This is a genomic window from Cupriavidus taiwanensis (assembly GCF_900250115.1).
Taxonomy (GTDB): Bacteria; Pseudomonadota; Gammaproteobacteria; order Burkholderiales; family Burkholderiaceae; genus Cupriavidus; species Cupriavidus taiwanensis_B.
In genome coordinates this window covers 3,050,993-3,072,681 of sequence record NZ_LT984803.1, presented here as the reverse complement: position 1 = coordinate 3,072,681, position 21,689 = coordinate 3,050,993, and the positions used below count along the sequence as shown (strand labels likewise).

Below are 21,689 nucleotides of genomic sequence, written 5' to 3'. Positions count from 1 at the left end.
CCCTGGCTTCCGGCGGGCAACCGCGGTGCCGCGCGGTGCGCCCGTGCGAGAATGCCGTCATGTCGATTGCTCCCAGATCCGAACCGCTGGTGCCGCCGTCGGGCGCGCCGACGCAGCCCCAGCCGGCCCGCCCGCATATCGCCGAGCGCCAGGAGGCGCGCCGCCGGCAGATCCTCGATACCGCCGCGCAGCTGTTCTACAGCAAGGGCTACCCCGGCATGACCATGAACGACCTGTGCCGCGCGCTGGGCGTGACCAAGCCGGCGGTCTATTACTATTTCACTGACAAGTACGAGATCTTCGACATCCTGTGCCGCGAGTCGGCGCAGACCTGCCTGCCCGTGATCCGCGAGACCGCCGATCCGGGGCAACCCGTCACGGACCGCCTGCACGCCTGCCTGCTCGAGATGGCGCGGCGCTGCATCGCGTGCCATGTGCCGGCCACGCTGAGCTTTCGCGACCGGCAATACCTGCGCCCGGACACCGTAGCCTGGCTCGACAGCATGGCACGCGAGTTCTATCGCGACCTTTATGCACTGCTGGAGGAAGGCAAGCGCGAGGGCGTGTTCGCCTTTGGCGACGCGCGCGTGACCGCCCATGCGATCGGCAGCGTGGTCGGGTTCCTGTACACCTGGCACGAACCCGGGCGCACCGAGCCCGAGACCCTGGCGCAGGAACTCGCGGCCAGCATGATGAAGCTGGTGCTGCCCAGCAACGGGTGAGCGCGGCGCGCACACTAGGGGTTATCCCGCTGCCCATGTCCGATCGGTGGCGCATAATGCTCGCCAGGGGCGGCCAGGATTGGCGAACGACCCCGAGGACTTCGTCTAAGTTGTTGTTTTAACCTGGACGCACGTTTAGCATCTCGGAAAAATCGAACGACCATTCAGAAATTCAGGAGACGGTGCTATGGAAAGAATCTGGCTGAAACACTACCCGGCCGGCGTGCCTGCCGAGATCGATGCCAGCCAGTTCCGCTCGCTCGCTGCCCTGCTCGAGGCGTCTTTCCATACCTATGCCGACCGCAAGGCCTTCATCTGCATGGACAAGGCCATCACCTACGGTGAGCTGGACCGGCTCTCGTCCCACTTTGCCGCATGGCTGCAGTCGCGCGGGCTGCGACCCGGCGCGCGCGTGGCAATCATGATGCCCAACGTGCTGCAATACCCGGTGGTGCTGGCCGCGGTGCTGCGCGCGGGGTTCGTGGTGGTCAACGTCAACCCGCTCTACACCCCGCGCGAGCTCGAGCACCAGCTCAAGGACAGCGGCGCCGAAGCCATCGTGATCCTGGAGAACTTTGCCGCGACGCTGCAGCAGGTGCTGCCCCGGACCCCGGTCAAGCACGTGGTGGTGGCCAGCATGGGCGACATGCTGGGCGGGCTGAAGGGCGCGATCGTCAATTTCGTCGTGCGCAACGTCAAGAAGATGGTGCCGGCGTGGGAGTTGCCCAACTGCGTGCGCTTCAACAGCGTGCTGGCCGAAGGCCGCAAGCTGACGCTGCAGCCGGCCACCACCGGGCCCGACGACATCGCCTTCCTGCAGTACACCGGCGGCACCACGGGCGTGTCCAAGGGCGCGGTGCTGCTGCACCGTAACGTGGTCGCCAACGTGCTGCAGTCCGAGGCGTGGATGCAGCCGGCGCTGAACAAGGGCGCCCATATCGACCAGCCCATCACCATCACGGCGCTGCCGCTGTACCACATCTTTGCGCTGACGGTCTGCTGCCTGCTGGGCATGCGCAGCGGCGGCACCAGCGTGCTGATCCCGAATCCGCGCGACATCCCGGGATTCATCAAGGAACTGCAGAAGTACAAGTTCAACATGTTCCCGGCCGTCAACACGCTGTACAACGCGCTGCTCAACAACCCGGAGATCGGCAAGGTCGACTTCTCCGGCCTGCGCGTGGCCAACGGCGGCGGCATGGCGGTGCAGGAGGCGGTGGCCAAGCAATGGCTGGCCAAGACCGGCTGCCCCATCATCGAGGGCTACGGCCTGTCCGAGACCTCGCCTTCGGCCACCTGCAACCCGACCGACACCGATGCGTTCTCGGGCACCATCGGCATGCCGCTGCCGTCGACCGAAGTCGTGATCCGCGACGACGACGGCAACGACGTGCCGCTGGGCCAGCCCGGCGAGATCTGCATCCGCGGCCCGCAGGTGATGGCCGGCTACTGGAACCGCCCGGACGAGACCGCCAAGGTCATGAGCCCCGACGGCTTCTTCAAGACCGGCGACATCGGCGTGATGGACGAGCGCGGCTATACCAGGATCGTCGACCGCAAGAAGGACATGATCCTGGTGTCGGGCTTCAACGTGTATCCGAACGAAGTCGAGGGCGTGGTGGCGGAGTGCCCGGGCGTGCTGGAAGTGGCGGCCGTCGGCGTGCCGGACACGCACTCGGGCGAGGTGGTCAAGCTGTTCGTGGTGAAGAAGGACCCCGGGCTGACCGAGGCCGACGTGATCGAGTTCTGCAAGGAGCGCCTGACCGGCTACAAGCGGCCCAAGTACGTCGAGTTCCGCACCGAGCTGCCGAAGACCAACGTCGGCAAGATCCTGCGCCGCGAACTGCGCGACAGCCGCGCGGCAGCCTGAACCCGAGCAGGCCTGCTGTGCAAATGACAACGGCCTCCGCGGAGGCCGTTGTGCATTCAGGCGGGGCCGCCCGGGATCAGCATTCGTTCGATGGCGCCAGCTGCGGCTCCTGGCCGTTGTCGGGGTAGATCACGCGCACGCAGGCGCCGGGTTCCAGCCCCGGCACTGCCGGTGCGTTGGCCGTGACCGTCGCGCCGTCCAGCGTGCGCACCTTGTACTGGAACAGGTCTACCTGCTGCACCGGCGCCGGCTTGCTGAACAGCCGGCTCAGGTCGAAGGCAAAGCCCACGCCGACGCCGCCGCCGCCGTGGCTGCCACTGGCCGCACCCACGCCGACACTGGTGCCGCCGCCATAGTAGTAAGGCACCTGGGCCACGTCCAGGCGGGTCAGGAACACCCGTTCCGTGACGCGGCCGATCTTGATGGTGGCGTTCACCGGGGCGACCTGCGGTGGCTGTGGCGTGCTGCAGGCGGCCAGCACCGGCAGCACGCCGCACAGGGTAAGGATGGCAAGCGGTTTCATGGCGAGATCAGGCCGGATTTGAGCCGGCCAAGCAGTCGGAACAAGGCGCGCCGGTCGGTCTCGGCCAGGCCCGAGAACAGTTGCCCGATCCAGTCCTCGTGCGCGCGCGCCATGCGCGAGAACGCGGCGCGCCCGGCCGGCGTCAGCCGGATCAGGTAGGCGCGCCGATCGGTGGGCAGGGCCTCGCGCGAGACCAGCCCTTCCTGCTGCAGCTGGTCGGTGATGCCCGTGACGTTGCCGCCGGTCACCATCATGCGGCGCGACAGCTCACCCATCTTGAGCCCTTCGGGATGGCGGTCGAGCTGTGCCATCAGGTCGAAGCGGGGCAGGGTGCAGGCGAAGTCCTGGCGCAGCCGCGAGCGGATATCGGCTTCGATCAGGTTGGTGCAGGTCAGCAGCCGCAGCCACAGCCGCAGGGCCTCGTGCTCGGTGTGGTCGGCGCGGGTTTCGAGGTCGACCGGCGCGCTCTCGGCGCCCGCCGCAGGGGACAGGTTTGGCATCTTCGGTGCGGCCTGGGTGGCAGGTGTGCGGCAAGCGCCGCCAGGGACCGCCCACGCTGCGGGCGGCCGACATTTGATGCCTCAAGTATATGCGCGATGCGCGCCGCGGCCCTGCCGGCGATCAATCCGGCGTCACGCCAGCCTCGGTGTGGCGTCACGCCAGCCTCGGTGTGGCGTCACGCCAGCCTCGGTGTGGCGTCACGCCAGCCTCGGTGTGGCGTCAATCCACCTTGGCGCCTGAATCCTTGACCACCTTGGCCCATTTCGTGGTTTCGGCGCGGATGAAGGCGGCGAACTGCTCGGGCGTGTTGCCGACCGGCTCGGCGCCCTGTGCCTGCAGCCGCTCGCGCACCGCCGGGGCGCCCAGCGCCTTGGCCACTTCCTGCTGGATGCGCTGGATCACGTCCGGCGGCGTACCCGCCGGCGCCAGCAGGCCGAACCACGAGCTGGCCTCGTACTGCGGCAGGCCCGCGGCCTGGGCGATGGTGGGCACGCCCGGCAGCGCCGGCGACGGCCTGGCGCTGGTCACGGCCAGCGCCTTCAGCTTGCCGCTCTTGATCAGCGCCATCGACGACGGCAGGTTGTCGAACATCACCTGCATGGTGCCGCCCGCCAGGTCGGTCAGCGCGGGCCCGCTGCCCTTGTACGGGAAGTGCACCATGAAGGTCCGGGTTTGCGTCTTGAACAGTTCGCCCGCGAGGTGGATCGAGGTGCCGTTGCCGCTCGAGGCCATGTTGATCTTGCCGGGGTTGGCGCGCGCATAGGCGATCAGGTCCTTGACGCTTTCGATCTTGTTCTGCTGCGCAAACGCGGGATTGAGCACCAGCACGTTGGGCACCGCCGCCACCTCGGTGATCGGCGCGAAGTCCTTGATCGGGTCGAACGGCAGCTTGCCGTACAGCGACTGGTTGATGCCGTGGGTGCCGACGGTGCCCATCAGCAGCGTGTAGCCGTCTGGCGCGGCCTTGGCGACGATGTCGGCGCCGATATTGCCGCCGGCGCCGGGCTTGTTGTCGACCACCACGTTCCAGCCCGGCAGCTTGGCCAGTTCGGCCGCCACCGCGCGCGCCAGGATGTCGGTGGTGCCGCCGGCGGCAAAGGGCACCACCAGCCGGATCGGCCTGGCCGGATACGGGTCGGCGGCCAGCGCCGGCTGGCTGGCGAGCGCGCCAAGGCTGGCGGACAGCAGCAGCGCAACGACGCGCCGGCGAGTGAGTTGCATGCCTGGTCTCCTGGTGTGGCCCGCTGGATCGCCCATGGCGGGGATGGTCAGTGCATTCTAGTCGGCACCCGCGGCGGCGCCGATGAGGTGATGCCCTATGGCGCGCGCTGCCCGGCAATGAAAAAAGGCACCCGAAGGTGCCTTGCAGGATCGGCCGTGGAGGGCGGATCAGAACTTGTGGCGGATGCCCAGTGCGACGCCGACCATGTTGTCCTTGCCGGTGCCCAGGAAGTAGCCGTTGGCGAAGCTGATGGCCGAGGTGTCGAAGTTGACGCCGGCGTTCTTCGCGTAGGCGGTGGTCAGGTAGACGTCGGTGCGCTTGGACAGGTTGTAGTCGGCGACGAACGAGATCTGCCAGGGGTTCTTGATGTTGTTGGTGACGCCGTTGGCGGCCAGGTTCAGGTTCTTGACGTCGTCGTAGAAGTAGGCGAGCGTCAGGCCCAGTGCCGGGGTGACCTGGTAGTTGGCGCCCACCCAGTAGTAGTTGTCCTTCAGGATGTTGTTGTCGTTGGCGGCCTTGTTCATGCCCCAGCGGTAGCCGGCCATCAGCTTGGCCGGGCCGAAGGCGTAGCTCGCGGCAATCGCGGCCTTCTTGAAGTCGCCGGTGCCGCCGGCGGCGTTCAGGGTCGGGTTGTACTGGTCGTAGGCCGCCGAAATGCCGAACGGACCTGCCGCCCAGGCCAGGCCGGCACCGTAGCCGGTGTCGCGGCGGAACTGGCCAGGAACTTCGCCGGCGCCGGCCACGCCGTTGCCGAACGACCAGTGGGCGATCGCCGTCACCGGACCGAACTTGCCGGTGTACTTGGCGGTGTTGTCCGAGCGGAAGTTCAGGCCCAGCTGTGCCACCACCGGTTCATACTGGGTGGCGTAGCCGGTCGGCGAGAAGTTGGCCATCATGTCGAACAGCGTGGTGTACTGGCGACCGAAGGTGAAGCGGCCGACCTGGGCGCTTTCCAGGCCGACATAAGCCTGACGACCGAACAGGCGGCCGCCTTGCTGCGACCGGCCGTCATCGAGACCGAAACCGCTTTCGAGCACGAACAGCGCCTTCAGGCCGCTGCCGAGGTCTTCCACGCCGCGCAGGCCCCAACGCGAACCGGACAGGCCGCCCGAGGTCAGCCGGAAGACGTTTTCAGCGGGGCCGGTTGCCAGGCCGTTGGCGATCGAGGGCGTGACGCTGGACATGTTGCTCACGTATTCGATGTTGGCATCCACCACACCGTACAGGGTCACGCTCGATTGGGCCTGCGCCGCCCCGGCAAATGCGCCAAGCGCTGCCAGCGCCAGAAGCGATTTCTTCATGCTCGTTGATCTCCACTGTAAGAATTATTGGTGACGGCGCGAGAGAACCTCCTGATGGTCTCCATCTCCCGTGCGTCAAACTTCCTTCGAAGTTGCGAAGTACTGTAACAAACAACGTTTCGTTCACCATTGGGGCCCAACCCCTTGTCTTGTTTTAACAACTCAGGGTTTCTGACTAGCCGGGCGTATCCACGCAAGGCGTGATGCGGGCTGGCGCCGATTAGAGGCACGCTACAATACGGGTAATCCCGATGGCGCCCCCGCGTGCCGCGCCGCGGCCGCGCACCCCAGCATGGCAGGGGCTTGCCCGGGCACCGATTCCAACCGCCTCTGCGACATGGACACCCTGATCAAAGAATTCGACGTGGCCCTGCGCGCCATTGCCGGCGCCACGCGCTCGGCGCGCGCCAACCCGGCTGACCGGCTGGCGCCGGACACCGAACAGATGAGCGCCGAGGAGCGCCGCCATGTGGCTGGCCTGATGCGCATCAACCATGTCGGCGAGGTCTGCGCGCAGGCCCTGTACCAGGCGCAGAAGCTGACCGCGCGCAACGGCGCCGTGCGCGCGCAGATGGGCGCGGCCGCGCGCGAAGAGGAAGACCACCTGGCCTGGTGCGCCGAGCGCCTGCGCGAACTGGGCTCGCGTCCCAGCCTGCTCAATCCGCTCTGGTACGCCGGCGCCTTCGCCATCGGCTGGGTCGCCGGCCGCGCCGGCGATCGCGTCAGCCTGGGCTTCGTTGCCGAGACCGAGCGCCAGGTCGAGCACCACCTCGGTGGACACCTGGACCGCCTGCCCGAGTCCGACGGCCGCTCCCGCGCGATCCTCGAGCAGATGCGCGACGACGAGATCCGCCACGGCGATGCTGCGCGCGAAGCCGGCGGCATGCCCTTGCCCGCCCCGGTGCGGGCGCTGATGCGCGGCGCCTCGCGCGTGATGACCACCGCCGCCTACCGTATCTGAAGTCCGGCGCCCGGGTTCGGGCATGTCCCTCCCAGCCCTGAATTCAGCGGGGCTGGCGGGCAATTGTTGTATCCTCGGGGCGCGCGCCGGGACAGGTCTTTTCCGCGCGGTCGGCAGTTCCTCCGCAAGTGGTTCTCAGGTGGTTTCTCTGCTTTCCTCCCTAAGATCTTCATTTCATTAAGGATTCACTTTTGCGGTGCGTGAGGTGTGCGCGCTAAGTCATTGTTCTGATTAAAAAAATCTCGTTTGCTGGCCCGCCTGCAGCCTTGACCGCCCATATCGCTTCCTCTAAAGTGGGAAATAGTGTGAGGAAGTGTATTTTTGTGTGAAATTGGGCCCCGGCCGTGGGATGATTCTCACCATAGCCGGAACGGAAGGATTCACGCGCAGGCCGGCCGGCGAACCGTTCGCAAGGCCGGCGTGGACGGGGAGCGAGCTTGTTTCAGGGAGCATCGGCGCTGTCGCTGGATGCCAAGGGGCGGATGTCGATTCCGTCGCGGCATCGCGAAGCGCTGCAACAGCAGGCCGAAGGCCGGGTGACGCTGACCAAGCACCCGGATGGCTGCCTGCTGCTGTTTCCCCGGCCCGAGTGGGAAAACTTCCGCACGCGCATTGCAGCGCTGCCGATGGATGCGCACTGGTGGAAGCGCATCTTCCTGGGCAACGCCGCCGACGTGGATATGGACGGCGCGGGCCGGGTGCTGATCGCACCGGAGCTGCGCAGTGCCGCCATGCTCGACAAGGAAGTCATGCTGCTCGGCATGGGCAGCCATTTCGAAGTGTGGGATGCCGCAACCTACGCCGCCAAGGAACAGCAGGCGATGGCGCAGGGCATGCCCGAAGCATTGAAGAATTTCTCTTTCTGAAGAGGTCATGAGTCCTACCGGAACCCCGGCAACCCCCGCCTTGCAGCATCGCACCGTGCTGCTGGACGAGGCCGTCGACGCCCTGGTCTGGCGGCCCGACGGGGTTTATGTCGACGGCACCTTCGGCAGGGGAGGGCACAGCCGGGCGGTACTGGCCCGGCTGGGGCCAGACGGGGCCCTGGTTGCGTTCGACAAGGACCCAGCAGCAATCGCAGAAGCGGGCACCATCAAGGATGCCCGCTTCTCCATTGAGCACGCGAGCTTTGCAGCCATGGCGGAACGCCTGGCGGGGCGCGGCCATGTTGCCGGCGTGCTGCTCGACCTGGGGATCAGCTCGCCCCAGATCGACGAGGCGGCGAGGGGGTTTTCCTTTCGTTTCGAGGGCCCGCTGGACATGCGCATGGACACCACGCGCGGCATCACTGCCGCACAGTGGCTGGCGCAGGCGGATGAGCAGGACATTGCCAGGGTGATACGAGACTATGGGGAAGAACGGTTTGCTGTACAGATTGCAAAGGCGATTGTTGCTCGCCGGAGCGAATCCGGCGATGGCGGACCCATCGCCACTACTGCCGACCTTGCCGCGCTCGTGGCGAAAGCCGTCAAAACACGCGAGAAGGGTCAGGACCCTGCGACCCGCACCTTTCAGGCTCTACGGATTCACGTCAATCAAGAGCTTGAGGACCTCGAAAGAGGGCTGAAGGCGGCGTATGACCTGCTGCAGGTAGGGGGACGCCTGGTGGTGATCAGCTTCCATTCGCTGGAGGACCGCATCGTCAAGCGGTTCATGGCGGCGCGCGCCCGTCCCCAGCAGGATGCCGACCCGGCGCTGCGCCGCGCGCCGCTGCGCGCGGCCGACCTGCCGCAGCCGACGCTGCGCCTGCTCGGCCGCTTCAAGCCGGGCGCCGCAGAGGTGGCCGCCAACCCGCGCGCGCGCTCGGCGGTGATGCGCGTGGCCGAGAAGCTGGCCCCGGCTGTGTCAACCGCTGGCGGAGGTACGCGCGCATGAACCGCCTGACCTTCTTCCTGCTGGCCGCGCTGATCCTGTGCGCGCTGTCGCTGGTGAGCGCGCAGCACCAGGCGCGCACGCTGTTCGTCGCGCTGGAGCGGGCCCAGGCGGAAGAAAGGCAGCTCGATATCGACTGGTCGCGCCTGCAATACCAGCAGAGCGCGCTGGGCAAGAGCGCCCGCATTGCCGAGGCGGCGCGCGCGCAGCTGAAGATGGCGCCGGTCAACCCCGGCAAGACCCAGTACCTGTCCGGCATCGTGCTGCCGCCGGCACCGTCGGCGCCGGCCAGCGCAGCGGAGGCGCGCTGATGAGCATGGCCCGCCCCAACCCGCCCCGCCGTGACCGCAACGGCACCGCCTCGCGCCCGCGCAGCGGCCAGTTCGCCGCCAGCCCGGTGCTGGGCCTGCGCCTGCCGATGTGGCGCTCCAAGCTGGTGGTGTTCCTGATGTTCGCCGCGTTCGTCGCGCTCGCCGTGCGCGCCGCGTGGATCCAGGGGCCCGGCAACCAGTTCTACGAGGCCGAGGGCAAGAAGCGCTTCCAGCGCACGCTCGAATTGCCGGCCACGCGCGGCAAGATTCTGGACCGCAACGGCCTGGTGCTGGCCACGAGCCTGCCGGTCAAGGCGATCTGGGCGGTGCCCGAGGACGTGCCCAACCAGGTCGAGGCCGGCAAGATCCGCCAGCTGGCCCGGCTGCTCGGCATGTCCGAGAAGGACCTGGGCAAGAAGCTGTCCGAGGACAAGGGCTTTGTCTATCTGAAGCGCCAGGTGCTGCCCGACGTCGCCGACAAGATCGCCGCGCTGAAGATCGAAGGCATCCACCAGACCCGCGAATACAAGCGCTTCTACCCGGAAGGGGAGGCGATGGCGCATATCGTCGGCTTCACCAACGTCGAGGACCGCGGCCAGGAAGGGGTCGAGCTGGCGCGCGAGAGCGGCCTGGCCGGCCGCGCCGGCGCGCGCCAGGTGATCAAGGACCGGCTCGGCCGCGTGGTCGAGGACATCGGCGTGCTGAAGACCCCGCGCGACGGCGAGGACATCCAGCTGTCGATCGACGCCAAGATCCAGTACCTGGCCTACAACGAGCTCAAGGCCGTGGTCGACAAGCACAAGGCCAAGGCCGCCAGTGCGGTGGTGCTCGACGCCCAGACCGGCGAGGTGCTGGCGCTGGCCAACTGGCCCACCTACAACCCCAACGACCGCACCCGGCTGTCGGGCGAGCAGCTGCGCAACCGCGTGCTGACCGACACCTTCGAGCCCGGCTCGATGATGAAGCCGATCACGGTGGGGCTGGCGCTGCAGCTCAAGCGCGTGTCGCCGTCGACGGTGATCGCCACCACCGGCAAGTACAACTTCGAAGGCGCCACCATCACCGATACCCACAACTACGGCGCGCTCACCGTCACCGGCGTGATCCAGAAGTCGTCCAACATCGGCACGACCAAGATCGCGATGATGATGAAGCCGCAGGAAATGTGGGACATGTACACCAGCATCGGCCTGGGGCAGGCGCCCAAGATCGGCTTCCCCGGCGCGGTCGCCGGACGCGTGCGCCCGTACAAGAGCTGGCGCCCGATCGAGCAGGCCACCATGTCGTACGGCTACGGCCTGTCGGTGTCGCTGTTCCAGATGGCGCATGCCTACACCATCTTCGCCCATGACGGCGAACTGATCCCGGTGACGATGTTCCGCACCAACGGCCCCGCCACCGGCGAGCGCATCCTGTCGCCGCAGGTGGCGCGCGACGTGCGCGCGATGATGGAAACCGTGACCGCGCCCGGTGGCACCGCGCCCGAGGCGCAGGTGATGGGCTACCGCGTCGGCGGCAAGACCGGCACCGCCTACAAGCATGAAGGGCGCGGCTACAACCGCAGCAAGTACCGCGCCTCGTTCATCGGCCTGGCGCCGATGTCGAACCCGCGCATCATCGTTGCCGTCAGCGTGGACGAGCCCACCGCCGGCAGCCACTACGGCGGCCTGGTGGCCGGCCCGGCGTTCGCAGCCATCACCGGCGGCACGCTGCGCGCACTGAACGTCCAGCCCGATTCGCCGATCCGCCAGCTGGTGGTCAGCGACAAGGTTCAGGAAAGCGAACCGTGGAGCTCGACCCAATGAGATCGATCCGATGACGGCCAAGCCCCTGCTTCCCCTCGAGGTCACCGCCCAGGCCAGCAACGCGCTGGCCTGGCTGCGTACCAACGTGGCCGCCGCGGCGCAGCTGACCGGCGATACCCGGCGCCTGGCGCGCGGCGATGTGTTCTTCGCCTACGTGCTGGGCAACGACCGCCTCGCCACCGACGGCCGGCCCTATATCGCGCAGGCGATCGCCGCCGGCGCCGGCGCCGTGGTGTACGAGGCCGACGGCTTCGACTGGCCCTTCGGCGACGCCGTGCCGCACCTGGCCGTGAGCCGCCTGCACCAGCTGGCAGGCCCGATCGCCGCTGGCTGGCACGGCAACCCGGCGCGCGGCCTGGCCGTGACCGGCATCACCGGCACCAATGGCAAGACCTCATGCAGCCAGTGGCTGGCGCGCGTGCTGCAGGGCACCGGCACGCCCTGCGCGGCCATCGGCACGCTCGGCACCGGCTTCCCCGACGCGCTGCAGGCCACCGGCTTCACCACGCCCGACGCGGTGCAGCTACAGGCCAGCCTGGCCACGCTGCACGACGCCGGCGCGCGCGCCGTGGCGATGGAAGTGTCGTCGCACGGCCTCGAGCAGGAGCGCGTGGCCGGCACGCATTTTTCGGTGGTGGTGCTGACCAACCTGACCCAGGACCACCTCGACTACCACGGCTCGATGGCCGAGTACGAGGCCGCCAAGGCGCGCCTGTTCCGCTGGGACGGCCTGCGCACCGCGGTGATCAACCGCGACGACGCCATGGGCCGGCGCCTGCTGGCAGCCGACGCCGCCGCCGTGGCCGCGCCGCACGTGATCGAATACGGCATCGACGGCCCTGCCGCCGCCACGGTGCGCGGCCAGCGCGGCGCATGGCTGCGCGCCACCAACTTGCGCGCCACCGCCACCGGCACCGCCTTCCATATCGACGGCAGCTTCGGCCACGCCGAGATGGCCACGCCGATGATCGGTGCCTTCAATGTCAGCAACCTGCTGGCGGTGCTGGGCGCGGCGCTGGCCAACGGCGTGGCGTGGGACGCGGCGATTGCCGCGCTGCGCGCGCTTGCGCCGGTGGAAGGACGCATGGAGCTGTTCGGGGCCGGCCACGACGCCGCGCAGGCGCCGCTGGCGGTGGTCGACTACGCCCACACCCCTGACGCGCTCGAGCAGACGCTGGCCGCACTGCGCCCGGTGGCGCAGGCGCGCAACGGCCGCCTGTGGTGCGTGTTCGGCTGCGGCGGCGACCGCGACCCGATCAAGCGCCCGCTGATGGGCGCCGTCGCCGAGCGCCTGGCCGACGAAATCGTGCTGACCAGCGACAACCCGCGCAGCGAAGACCCGCAGGAGATCCTCGACGCGATTGCCGACGGCATGGCCGAGCGCGCGCGCGGGCGCCAGATCGAAGACCGCGCCGCCGCCATCCTCTATGCCGTGCGGCACGCGGCGCCGGCCGACGTGGTGCTGGTGGCGGGCAAGGGCCATGAGGCCACCCAGGAGATCCAGGGCCGCAAGCGCCCGTTCTCGGATCGCGAACACGTACGGCTGGCACTGGCCACGCGCGGAGTATCGGCATGAGCCAGACCACCATGACCACCTTGCAGCAAGCGGCCGGCTGGATCGCCGGCGCGCGCATTTGCGGCGACGCCGCCGTGCCGTTCGCGCGCGTGCATACCGACAGCCGCAGCGTCGAGCCCGGCGACCTGTTCGTGGCGCTGCGGGGCGAGCGCTTCGATGCGCATGACTTCATCGCCGACGTGGTCGCGCGCGGCGCCGCCGCGGTGCTGGTGAGCCGCGAAGTCGATGCCGGGGTGCCGGCCATCGTCGCGCCGGACACGCGCATGGCGCTGGGCCAGCTTGGCGCGGGCTGGCGCCGCCAGTTCACGCTGCCGGCGGTGGCGGTGACCGGCAGCAATGGCAAGACCACGGTCAAGGAAATGATCGCGGCGATCTTTGCCGCGGCCGTCGGCGAGGACCAGCGCCTGGCCACCGGCGGCAACCTCAACAACGATATCGGCCTGCCGCTGACGGTGCTGCGCCTGCGCGCCACGCACCAGCTGGCGGTGCTGGAGCTCGGCATGAACCATCCGGGCGAGACCGTCTACCTGGCCGGCATCGCCCAGCCCACCGTGGCGGTGATCACCAACGCCCAGCGCGAGCACCAGGAATTCATGGTCAGCGTGGAAGCCGTGGCGCACGAGCACGCCGCCGCGATCGCGGCGCTGCCGGCCGACGGCGTCGCGGTGTTCCCGCTCGATGCGGAAAGCGGCGGCGCCTACGCCCCGGTGTGGCGCGCGGCCGCGGCCACCCGCCGCGTGCTGTCGTTCGGCACCTCGCAGCAGGCCGACGTGCACGCCACCGTGGAACTGGTCGACGGCGTGCAGGTGATGCAGGTGCGCGCGCCGGGCCATGCCTTCGAGGTGCGGCTGGCGCTGCTGGGCGAGCACAACGTGCGCAACGCGCTGGCGGCGATCGCCTGCGCGCTCGCCGCGGGCGTGCGCGTGCCGGCAATCCAGGCGGGCCTGGAGGAGTTCAAGCCCGTGAAGGGACGGCTGCAGGTCAAGTACACGCCGGCCGGCACGGTGGTGGTCGACGACACCTACAACGCCAACCCCGACTCGATGCGCGCCGCCATCGACGTGCTGGCCGGCTTTGCCGCGCCGCGCGTGCTGGTGCTGGGCGACATGGGCGAAGTAGGCGACCAGGGGCCGGCGTTCCACGAAGAGATCGGTGCCTATGCCCAGGCGCGCGGCATCGACGTGCTGTGGGCCACCGGCGCGCTGGCGGTGCATGCGGTGCGGGCGTTCGGCGCCAACGGGCGCCATTTCGGCAGCGCGGAAGACCTGGCCAAGGCCTTGGAGGAAGACAGCGGGGGCATGGTGGCGCAAGCGGGCGCCGTGCTGGTGAAGGGATCGCGCTTCATGCGCATGGAACGGATGGTCGCGGCGCTGGTCGCAGACACTTCCGCACACTAAATAAGACAACACGATGTTATTGGCTCTGGCCCAGTGGCTGCAAAACGACTACAGCTTCCTCCGGGTCGTCAACTACCTGACTTTCCGCGCGGTGATGGCCAACGTCACCGCGCTGGTGATCGGCCTGGCGTTCGGGCCGTGGGTGATCCGCAAGCTGACCGAGCTGAAGGTCGGCCAGGCGGTGCGCACCATCGGCCCGCAAACGCATTTGGTCAAGTCCGGCACGCCCACCATGGGCGGCGTGCTGGTGCTGGTGTCGATCGCGGTGTCGACGCTGCTGTGGTGCGACTGGGGCAACCGCTTTATCTGGGTGGTGATGCTGGTCACCTTCGGCTACGGCGCGATCGGCTGGGTCGACGACTACCGCAAGGTGGTGTATCGCGACCCGCGCGGCATGTCGAGCCGCGAGAAGTTTTTCTGGCAGACCCTGATCGGCCTGGTGGCCGCGGTCTACCTGGCCTTCTCGGTGTCCGAGAGCAGCAACGTGCGGGTCTGGGAGCTGTTCCTGAACTGGGTCGAGGGCGGGCTGTCGCTGGACATGCCGTACAAGTCCAACCTGATCGTGCCCTTCTTCAAGGAGATCAGCTATCCGCTGGGCGTGGCCGGCTTCATCGTGCTGACCTACCTGGTGATCGTGGGCTCGAGCAACGCCGTCAACCTGACCGACGGCCTGGACGGCCTGGTGATCATGCCGGTGGTGCTGGTCGGCGGCGGGCTGGGCGTGTTTGCCTATGTGATGGGCAACGCGGTCTACAGCAAGTACCTGCTGTTCCCGCATATCCCGGGCGCGGGCGAGCTGCTGATCTTCTGCTCGGCGCTGGGCGGGGCGGGGCTGGCCTTCCTCTGGTTCAACGCGCATCCGGCCCAGGTGTTCATGGGCGACGTCGGCGCGCTGGCGCTGGGTGGCGCGCTGGGCACGGTGGCGGTGATCGTGCGCCAGGAGATCGTGCTGTTCGTGATGGGCGGCATCTTCGTGGTCGAAACGCTGTCGGTGATGGCGCAGGTCACCTGGTTCAAGCTCACCAAGCGCCGCTATGGCGAGGGCAGGCGGCTGTTCCGCATGGCGCCGCTGCATCACCATTTCGAACTGGGCGGCTGGAAGGAAACGCAGGTCACGGTGCGGTTCTGGATCATCACCATGCTGCTGGTGCTGATCGGGTTGTCGACGCTCAAGCTGCGTTAAGAAAGACGCTGCGCTGAAACGGCGCGGCTTTATCGATACAGGAAACCAAAGGCAGGAAATCGAAGTGTTTGGCGAGCTGCAAAAACCTCATGTGCTGGTACTGGGCCTCGGCGAGTCGGGGCTGGCCATGGCGCGCTGGTGTGGCCTGAACGGCTGCGCGGTGCGCGTGGCCGACACGCGCGAGGCGCCCGCCAACCTTGTGTTCCTGCAGGCCGAGCTGACTTCGGCCGAATTCGTCGGCGGCCCGTTTGCCGAAAGCCTGCTCGACGGCATCGGCCTGGTGGCGATCAGCCCCGGCCTGTCGCCGCTCGAGCCCGCCACCGGCGCGCTGCTGGCCGCGGCGCAGGCGCGCGGCATCCCGGTGTGGGGCGAGATCGAGCTGTTCGTGCGCGCGCTGCGCCACCTCGAAGCCGAGTCCGGCTATGCGCCGAAGCTGCTGGCGATCACCGGCACCAACGGCAAGACCACCACCACCGCGCTGACCGGCCGGCTGGTCGAGCGCGCCGGCAAGAGCGTGGCGGTGGCCGGCAATATCAGCCCGTCGGCGCTGGACAAGCTGTCGGCCTGCATCGCCGCGGCGTCGCTGCCGGAGGTCTGGGTGCTGGAGCTGTCGAGCTTCCAGCTGGAAACCACCCATACGCTGGCGCCCCATGCCGCCACCGTGCTCAACGTGACGCAGGACCACCTCGACTGGCACGGCTCGATGGAAGCCTACGCCGCGTCCAAGGCGCGCATCTTCGGCCCGGCCGGCAGCGCGTGCGTGCAGGTGCTGAACCGCAACGACCGCCTGACGCTGGACATGGCGCGCCCCGGCTCCGCGCCGGTGACCTTCGGCATCGACCTGCCCGAGGTGCCGGGCAGCTTCGGCATCCTGCGCGAGGGCGGCATGCCCTGGCTGGTGCTGGCCGAGCCCGATCCCGACGCGGAAGGGGAGGGCAAGCCGCGCCGCCGCAAGTCCGCCGAGGCCGCGCCGGAAGCGGTGCCGGTGCGCCACAAGCGGCTGATGCCAGCCGACGCGCTGCATATCCGCGGCATGCACAACGCCACCAACGCGATGGCCGCGCTGGCGCTGTGCCGGGCCATCGACCTGCCGCTGAACGCACTGCTGCACGGCCTGCGCGAATACCGCGGCGAGCCGCACCGCGTCGAGTGGGTCGCCACCATCGACGACGTCGAGTATTTCGACGACAGCAAGGGCACCAACGTGGGCGCGACCGTGGCCGCGCTGTCGGGCCTGGACAAGCGCGTGGTGCTGATCGCCGGGGGCGAGGGCAAGGGACAGGATTTCTCGCCGCTGGCCGCGCCGGTGGGACAGTACGCGCGCGCGGTGGTGCTGATCGGCCGCGCCGCGCCTGAGCTGCGCGATGCGCTGCAGGGCAGTGGCGCCACCTTGGTCGACGCCGCCACGCTGGAGCAAGCGTTGACGCAGGCCGCCACGCTGGCCCAGGCTGGCGATGCGGTGCTGCTGTCGCCGGCGTGCGCCAGCCTGGACATGTTCCGCAACTACGTGCATCGCGCCGAGGTGTTCCGCGGCGCGGTGGAAGAACTGGCCCTGTCCCGGGGGATCCTCCCATGAACGACGCACAGGTCAAGCGCAGCGGATTTATCGGCGCCACCATCGGCAATGCCTGGGGCGGCCTGCGCGACGCGGTGTCGGGCGTCAAGCCGACCCGCTCGCGCATGATGGAGTACGACCAGCCCATGCTGTGGGTCTCGATCGTGCTGCTCGCGCTCGGCCTGGTGATGGTCTACTCGGCCTCGATCGCGCTGCCGGACTCGCCGCGCTACGCCAACTACCGCGAAAGCCACTTCCTGATGCGGCATGCATTCGCGCTGGGAATCGGCCTGTCGGTCGGGCTGGCCGCGTTCCAGGTGCCGGTCAAGGTGTGGGACCGCTACGCGCCCAAGCTCTTTATCGTTGCGCTGATCCTGCTGGTGATCGTGCTGGTGCCGTTCGTCGGCAAGGGCGTGAACGGCGCGCGGCGCTGGATTCCGCTGGGCGTGATGAACTTCCAGCCGTCCGAGCTGATGAAGCTGGCGGTGGTGCTGTACGCCGCCAACTACACCGTGCGCAAGCAGGAGTGGATGCAGACCGTGTCCAAGGGCTTCCTGCCGATGGGCGTGGCGGTGGTGGTGGTGGGTCTGCTGCTGCTGCTGGAGCCCGACATGGGCGCATTCCTGGTGATCGCCGCGGTGGCGATGGGCATCCTGTTCCTCGGCGGCATCAACGGCAAGCTTTTCGCCGGGCTGGTCGGGGTGGCGGTGGGCGCGTTCGCGCTGCTGATCACGGCGTCGCCCTGGCGGCGCGAGCGGATCTTTGCCTACCTGAATCCATGGGAAGAGAGCAACGCCCTGGGCAAGGCCTACCAGCTCACGCACTCGCTGATCGCCTTCGGCCGCGGCGAATGGACCGGCGTGGGGCTGGGCGGCAGCATCGAAAAGCTGCACTACCTGCCCGAAGCGCATACCGACTTCATCCTCGCCGTGATTGGCGAGGAATTCGGCTTTATCGGCGTGCTGGTGGTGATCGTGCTGTTCTACTGGCTGGTGCGGCGCGCCTTCAATATCGGCCGCACCGCGCTGCAGCTGGACCGCACCTTTGCCGGCCTGGTGGCCAAGGGCATCGGCGTCTGGATCGGCTGGCAGACCTTTATCAACATGGGTGTGAACCTGGGCTTGCTGCCGACCAAGGGGCTGACGCTGCCGCTGGTCAGCTATGGCGGCTCGGGCATCCTGATGAACTGCGTGGCGCTGGCGATCCTGCTTCGCATTGATTATGAAAATCGCGTGCTGATGCGTGGAGGGAAGGTATGACCGGAACGCAGCAGCACGCGATTTCGGCGAAGGCTAACTTCCTGCGATTGCAGGAAGTTAAGCGCAGCGGCCGAAGCCAAAACCGTGTATTGATGCGCGGAGGGAAGGTATGACGCAGCCGCGCACCCTGCTCGTGATGGCCGGTGGCACCGGGGGACATGTGTTCCCCGGGCTGGCGGTCGCGCAGGCGCTGCGCGCGCAGGGCTGGAACGTGGTCTGGCTGGGCAACCGCACTGGCATGGAAGCCACGCTGGTGCCGAAGCACGACATCCCGATGGAGTTCATCCAGTTCGGCGGGTTGCGCGGCAAGGGGCTGGTGACCAAGTTCCTGCTGCCGCTGAACCTGCTGCGCGCGTTCTGGCAGAGCCTCGCCGCGCTGCGGCGGGTACGTCCTAGCGTGGTGCTGGGCATGGGCGGCTATATCACCTTCCCGGCCGGCATGATGGCGTCGCTGCTGGGCCGGCCGCTGGTGCTGCACGAGCAGAACTCGATCGCCGGGCTGGCCAACAAGGTGCTGGCCAGGGTGGCCGACCGCGTGCTGTGCGCGTTCCCCGATGCACTGCCCGGCAGCGAATGGACCGGCAACCCGGTGCGCGAGGAGCTGGCGCAGCTGGATAACCCCGAGGCGCGCTACGACCGTCGCGACGGTCCGCTGCGCATCCTGGTGGTGGGCGGCAGCCTGGGCGCCGCCGCGCTCAACGAGGTGGTGCCCAAGGCCATCGCGCTGTTGCCGCAGCCTCAGCGCCCGGTGGTGACGCACCAGGCGGGCGCGAAGCAGATCGACACGCTGCGCGCCAACTACGCCGCGGCGCAGGTGGCGGCGCAGACGCTGCCGTTCATCGACGACATGGCGCGCGCCTATGCCGACGCCGACCTGGTGATCTGCCGCGCCGGCGCGATGACGGTGTCGGAAGTGGCCGCGGCGGGCGTGGCGGCGCTGTTCGTGCCGTTCCCGCATGCGGTGGACGACCACCAGACCACCAACGCACAGTTTTTGTCGAGCCAGGGCGCGGCCCTGCTCGTGCAGCAGAAAGACCTGACGGCCGAGGGCCTGGCGCGGACCATTGCCAGCCTGACCCGGCCGCAGCTGAAAGACATGGCGCGCCTGGCGCGCGGACTGGCCAGGCCTGAGGCAACCCGGCGCGTCGCCGAGGTATGCCGCGAGCTGGCCAGGGACTGAAGTGAGCGAAGCAGCAATCCAATGAAGCATATCGTCAAGAACATCCACTTCGTGGGCATCGGCGGCGCCGGCATGAGCGGCATCGCCGAGGTCCTGCTGAACCTGGGATACAAGGTCTCGGGCTCGGACGTGGGCAGCAATGCCGCCACGCGGCGCCTGGCGTCGCTGGGCGCCACCGTCATGCACGGCCATGACGCCGTCAACGTGAGCGGCGCCAACGCGGTGGTGGTGTCGACCGCGGTCAGCGGCGACAACCCCGAAGTGCTGGCCGCGCGCAGCCAGCGTATCCCCGTGGTGCCGCGCGCGGTGATGCTGGCCGAGCTGATGCGGCTGAAGCAGGGCGTGGCCATTGCCGGTACCCATGGCAAGACCACCACCACCAGCCTGGTGGCATCGGTGCTGGCCGAAGGCGGCCTCGATCCGACCTTCGTCATCGGCGGCCGGCTGAACTCGGCCGGCGCCAACGCGCGCCTGGGCACCGGCGACTTCATCGTGGCCGAGGCCGACGAATCGGATGCGTCGTTCCTGAACCTGTTCCCGGTCATCGAGGTCGTCACCAATATCGATGCCGACCACATGGACACCTACGGGCATGACTTTGCCCGGCTCAAGCAGGCGTTCATCGAATTCACCCAGCGCCTGCCGTTCTACGGCATCGCCGTGCTGTGCGTGGACGATCCCAACGTGCGCGAGATCCTGCCGTTGGTGTCCAAGCCGGTGGTGCGCTACGGCTTTGCCGAAGATGCGCAGATCCGCGCCGTGGATGCGCGCGCGGTCGACGGCCAGATGCATTTCACGGTGCTGCGCCAGCTGAACCATCACGCCGAGCCGCCGCTGGAGATCGTGCTGAACCTGCCCGGCATGCACAACGTGCAGAACGCGCTGGCGGCGATCGCCATCGCCACCGAGCTGGAAGTGCCCGATGCCGCCATCGTCAAGGCGCTGCGTGAATTCCACGGTGTCGGCCGCCGCTTCCAGCGCTACGGCGAAGTCGCCACGCCCGACGGCGCCGGCACCTTCACGCTGGTGGACGACTACGGCCACCATCCGGTGGAAATGGCCGCCACCCTCGCCGCCGCGCGCGGCGCGTTCCCCGGCCGGCGCCTGGTGCTGGCGTTCCAGCCGCACCGTTTCACCCGCACGCGCGATTGCTTTGAAGACTTCGTCAAGGTGCTGGGCACCGTCGATGCCCTGCTGTTGTCCGAGGTCTATGCCGCCGGCGAGACCCCGATCGTCGCCGCCGACGGCCGTGCACTGACGCGCGCGCTGCGCGTGGCGGGCAAGGTCGAACCTGTTTTCGTGGAGCAGATGGAAGAGATGCCGCAGGCCATCCTGAATGCCGTACGGCCCGGCGATGTGGTCGTGACCATGGGGGCGGGCTCGATCGGCGGCGTGCCGGGCCAGCTGGTGTCGCACCAGCAACCGCTGCAGCAAGGGAGCCAGGCATGAGCTTCGTCGCCCATCCCAATATCGATCCCAAGTCGCTGGGCAAGGTCGGCGTGCTGCTGGGCGGCCGCTCGGCCGAGCGCGAGATCTCGCTGATGTCCGGCAACGGCGTGCTGGCCGCGCTGCAGTCGCGCGGCGTCGACGCGCACGGCTTCGACCCCGGCCTGCAGGGCGTGGCCGAGCTGGCGGCGGCCGGTTTCGACCGCGTCTTCATCGCGCTGCACGGCCGCTACGGCGAGGACGGCACCATCCAGGGCCTGCTCGAGCAGCTGGGCGTGCCGTACACCGGCAGTGGCGTGCTGGCGTCGGCGCTGGCGATGGACAAGCAGGCCACCAAGCGTTTGTGGATCACGCATGGGCTGGCCACGCCGCGCTTCGCCATGCTGCACGCGGACACCGACTTCGACGCGGTCGCGGCCGACCTGGGCCTGCCGCTGATCGTCAAGCCGGCGCGCGAAGGCTCGTCGATCGGGCTGACCAAGGTCACCGCGGCGGACCAGATGCGCGCCGCCTTCGACAAGGCCGCGGCGCTGGACAACGACGTCATCGCCGAGACCTTCGTCGACGGCGCCGAGCTGACCTGCCCGGTGGTGGGCGAGGGCGATAGCGCCGAAGCGCTGCCGGTGATCCGCATCGTCGCGCCCGAGGCCAACTACGACTATCAAAATAAGTACTTTACTGACGATACCCAGTACTTGTGCCCGTCTGGCCTGGATGCCGAAGTCGAGCGGCAGGTGCAGGCGCTGGCGGTGCAGGCCTACCGCGTGCTGGGCTGCCGCGGCTGGGCGCGCGCCGACGTGATGCTGCGCGCCGACGGCACGCCGTTCCTGCTCGAGATGAATACCTCGCCCGGCATGACCGGCCATTCGCTGGTGCCGATGGCGGCGCGCGCGGTCGGCATCAGCTACGAGGACTTCGTGCTGCAGGTGGTGGCCGCCGCCACGCTCGACCTGCATCCCAACGAGCATTGGAAACCCGAATAACTTCACCCGACAGGACCGCACC

The 21,689-nt window shown here is 68.4% G+C and carries 19 protein-coding genes; 15 read left to right on the top strand and 4 right to left on the bottom strand.

Going from position 1 to position 21,689, the window contains the following annotated elements:
* The first annotated feature begins 59 nt into the window (after positions 1-59).
* Positions 60-722: a TetR/AcrR family transcriptional regulator gene (locus CBM2586_RS14340; protein ID WP_115663680.1), complete on the top strand. Its 663-nt coding sequence runs from the start codon at positions 60-62 to the stop codon at positions 720-722.
* Between the two features lie 187 nt (positions 723-909).
* Positions 910-2,592: a long-chain fatty acid--CoA ligase gene (locus tag CBM2586_RS14335; protein WP_115688141.1), complete on the top strand. Its 1,683-nt coding sequence runs from the start codon at positions 910-912 to the stop codon at positions 2,590-2,592.
* A gap of 76 nt (positions 2,593-2,668) precedes the next feature.
* Here CBM2586_RS14335 and CBM2586_RS14330 read toward each other — a convergent pair whose 3' ends face one another.
* From CBM2586_RS14330 to CBM2586_RS14315, 4 genes are all read right to left on the bottom strand, one after another.
* A complete protein-coding gene (locus CBM2586_RS14330; protein ID WP_115661090.1) occupies positions 2,669-3,115 on the bottom strand; it encodes a hypothetical protein in 447 nt (148 codons plus the stop codon).
* The gene (locus CBM2586_RS14325) at positions 3,112-3,615 is read right to left on the bottom strand and encodes a MarR family winged helix-turn-helix transcriptional regulator (protein ID WP_062801825.1); all 504 of its coding nucleotides are present in this window, start codon (positions 3,613-3,615) and stop codon (positions 3,112-3,114) included. Before CBM2586_RS14325 ends, CBM2586_RS14330 begins: the two co-directional genes overlap by 4 nt.
* Before the next feature lie 220 nt (positions 3,616-3,835).
* Positions 3,836-4,837, bottom strand: a complete 1,002-nt coding sequence (locus CBM2586_RS14320; protein ID WP_115688139.1) for a Bug family tripartite tricarboxylate transporter substrate binding protein — start codon at positions 4,835-4,837, stop codon at positions 3,836-3,838.
* A 168-nt stretch (positions 4,838-5,005) separates the two neighbouring features.
* Positions 5,006-6,139 carry a porin gene (locus CBM2586_RS14315; protein WP_115661092.1) on the bottom strand — a complete coding sequence of 378 codons (1,134 nt, stop codon included), beginning with the start codon at positions 6,137-6,139 and terminating at the stop codon, positions 5,006-5,008.
* Positions 6,140-6,476: 337 nt separating this feature from the next.
* Between CBM2586_RS14315 and coq7 the strand changes: the two genes are divergently transcribed.
* From coq7 to CBM2586_RS14250, 13 genes are all read left to right on the top strand, one after another.
* Positions 6,477-7,100: a 2-polyprenyl-3-methyl-6-methoxy-1,4-benzoquinone monooxygenase gene (gene coq7 / locus CBM2586_RS14310; protein ID WP_115661093.1), complete on the top strand. Its 624-nt coding sequence runs from the start codon at positions 6,477-6,479 to the stop codon at positions 7,098-7,100.
* 437 nt (positions 7,101-7,537) lie between these two features.
* Complete coding sequence (gene mraZ, locus CBM2586_RS14305; RefSeq protein ID WP_115661094.1) at positions 7,538-7,966, top strand: division/cell wall cluster transcriptional repressor MraZ; 429 nt, start codon at positions 7,538-7,540, stop codon at positions 7,964-7,966.
* Positions 7,967-7,973: 7 nt separating this feature from the next.
* Positions 7,974-8,975 carry a 16S rRNA (cytosine(1402)-N(4))-methyltransferase RsmH gene (rsmH, locus tag CBM2586_RS14300; RefSeq protein WP_115688137.1) on the top strand — a complete coding sequence of 334 codons (1,002 nt, stop codon included), beginning with the start codon at positions 7,974-7,976 and terminating at the stop codon, positions 8,973-8,975.
* Positions 8,972-9,283 carry a cell division protein FtsL gene (gene ftsL / locus CBM2586_RS14295; RefSeq protein WP_115661096.1) on the top strand — a complete coding sequence of 104 codons (312 nt, stop codon included), beginning with the start codon at positions 8,972-8,974 and terminating at the stop codon, positions 9,281-9,283. Before rsmH ends, ftsL begins: the two co-directional genes overlap by 4 nt.
* Complete coding sequence (locus CBM2586_RS14290; protein WP_115661097.1) at positions 9,283-11,088, top strand: peptidoglycan D,D-transpeptidase FtsI family protein; 1,806 nt, start codon at positions 9,283-9,285, stop codon at positions 11,086-11,088. The genes ftsL and CBM2586_RS14290 overlap by 1 nt, the downstream gene beginning before the upstream one ends.
* Before the next feature lie 10 nt (positions 11,089-11,098).
* Positions 11,099-12,664 carry a UDP-N-acetylmuramoyl-L-alanyl-D-glutamate--2,6-diaminopimelate ligase gene (locus tag CBM2586_RS14285; protein ID WP_115688135.1) on the top strand — a complete coding sequence of 522 codons (1,566 nt, stop codon included), beginning with the start codon at positions 11,099-11,101 and terminating at the stop codon, positions 12,662-12,664.
* Positions 12,661-14,061: a UDP-N-acetylmuramoyl-tripeptide--D-alanyl-D-alanine ligase gene (locus tag CBM2586_RS14280; RefSeq protein WP_115661099.1), complete on the top strand. Its 1,401-nt coding sequence runs from the start codon at positions 12,661-12,663 to the stop codon at positions 14,059-14,061. The genes CBM2586_RS14285 and CBM2586_RS14280 overlap by 4 nt, the downstream gene beginning before the upstream one ends.
* Positions 14,062-14,074: 13 nt before the next feature.
* Positions 14,075-15,244 (top strand): phospho-N-acetylmuramoyl-pentapeptide-transferase, encoded by a 1,170-nt coding sequence (mraY, locus tag CBM2586_RS14275; RefSeq protein WP_115661100.1) that lies wholly within the window; start codon positions 14,075-14,077, stop codon positions 15,242-15,244.
* A 64-nt stretch (positions 15,245-15,308) separates the two neighbouring features.
* The gene (gene murD / locus CBM2586_RS14270) at positions 15,309-16,820 is read left to right on the top strand and encodes a UDP-N-acetylmuramoyl-L-alanine--D-glutamate ligase (protein ID WP_115688133.1); all 1,512 of its coding nucleotides are present in this window, start codon (positions 15,309-15,311) and stop codon (positions 16,818-16,820) included.
* Entirely contained in the window at positions 16,817-18,058 is a 1,242-nt protein-coding gene (gene ftsW / locus CBM2586_RS14265; protein ID WP_115661102.1) for a putative lipid II flippase FtsW, read from the top strand. The genes murD and ftsW overlap by 4 nt, the downstream gene beginning before the upstream one ends.
* A gap of 109 nt (positions 18,059-18,167) precedes the next feature.
* The gene (murG, locus tag CBM2586_RS14260) at positions 18,168-19,238 is read left to right on the top strand and encodes an undecaprenyldiphospho-muramoylpentapeptide beta-N-acetylglucosaminyltransferase (RefSeq protein ID WP_115661103.1); all 1,071 of its coding nucleotides are present in this window, start codon (positions 18,168-18,170) and stop codon (positions 19,236-19,238) included.
* A gap of 21 nt (positions 19,239-19,259) precedes the next feature.
* Positions 19,260-20,687 carry a UDP-N-acetylmuramate--L-alanine ligase gene (murC, locus tag CBM2586_RS14255; protein WP_115688131.1) on the top strand — a complete coding sequence of 476 codons (1,428 nt, stop codon included), beginning with the start codon at positions 19,260-19,262 and terminating at the stop codon, positions 20,685-20,687.
* Complete coding sequence (locus CBM2586_RS14250; RefSeq protein ID WP_115661105.1) at positions 20,684-21,667, top strand: D-alanine--D-alanine ligase; 984 nt, start codon at positions 20,684-20,686, stop codon at positions 21,665-21,667. The genes murC and CBM2586_RS14250 overlap by 4 nt, the downstream gene beginning before the upstream one ends.
* Positions 21,668-21,689: the final 22 nt, after the last annotated feature.

Coding starts and splice junctions, on each gene's coding strand:
- CBM2586_RS14250 (WP_115661105.1), top strand. CDS start 20,684: ATGAGCTTCGTCGCCCATCCCAATATCGATCCCAAGTCGCTGGGCAAG.
- murC (WP_115688131.1), top strand. CDS start 19,260: ATGAAGCATATCGTCAAGAACATCCACTTCGTGGGCATCGGCGGCGCC.
- CBM2586_RS14325 (WP_062801825.1), bottom strand. CDS start 3,615: ATGCCAAACCTGTCCCCTGCGGCGGGCGCCGAGAGCGCGCCGGTCGAC.
- CBM2586_RS14340 (WP_115663680.1), top strand. CDS start 60: ATGTCGATTGCTCCCAGATCCGAACCGCTGGTGCCGCCGTCGGGCGCG.
- CBM2586_RS14285 (WP_115688135.1), top strand. CDS start 11,099: ATGACGGCCAAGCCCCTGCTTCCCCTCGAGGTCACCGCCCAGGCCAGC.
- coq7 (WP_115661093.1), top strand. CDS start 6,477: ATGGACACCCTGATCAAAGAATTCGACGTGGCCCTGCGCGCCATTGCC.
- CBM2586_RS14335 (WP_115688141.1), top strand. CDS start 910: ATGGAAAGAATCTGGCTGAAACACTACCCGGCCGGCGTGCCTGCCGAG.
- CBM2586_RS14290 (WP_115661097.1), top strand. CDS start 9,283: ATGAGCATGGCCCGCCCCAACCCGCCCCGCCGTGACCGCAACGGCACC.
- CBM2586_RS14280 (WP_115661099.1), top strand. CDS start 12,661: ATGAGCCAGACCACCATGACCACCTTGCAGCAAGCGGCCGGCTGGATC.
- CBM2586_RS14320 (WP_115688139.1), bottom strand. CDS start 4,837: ATGCAACTCACTCGCCGGCGCGTCGTTGCGCTGCTGCTGTCCGCCAGC.
- ftsW (WP_115661102.1), top strand. CDS start 16,817: ATGAACGACGCACAGGTCAAGCGCAGCGGATTTATCGGCGCCACCATC.
- murG (WP_115661103.1), top strand. CDS start 18,168: ATGACGCAGCCGCGCACCCTGCTCGTGATGGCCGGTGGCACCGGGGGA.
- mraY (WP_115661100.1), top strand. CDS start 14,075: ATGTTATTGGCTCTGGCCCAGTGGCTGCAAAACGACTACAGCTTCCTC.
- rsmH (WP_115688137.1), top strand. CDS start 7,974: ATGAGTCCTACCGGAACCCCGGCAACCCCCGCCTTGCAGCATCGCACC.
- CBM2586_RS14330 (WP_115661090.1), bottom strand. CDS start 3,115: ATGAAACCGCTTGCCATCCTTACCCTGTGCGGCGTGCTGCCGGTGCTG.
- CBM2586_RS14315 (WP_115661092.1), bottom strand. CDS start 6,139: ATGAAGAAATCGCTTCTGGCGCTGGCAGCGCTTGGCGCATTTGCCGGG.
- ftsL (WP_115661096.1), top strand. CDS start 8,972: ATGAACCGCCTGACCTTCTTCCTGCTGGCCGCGCTGATCCTGTGCGCG.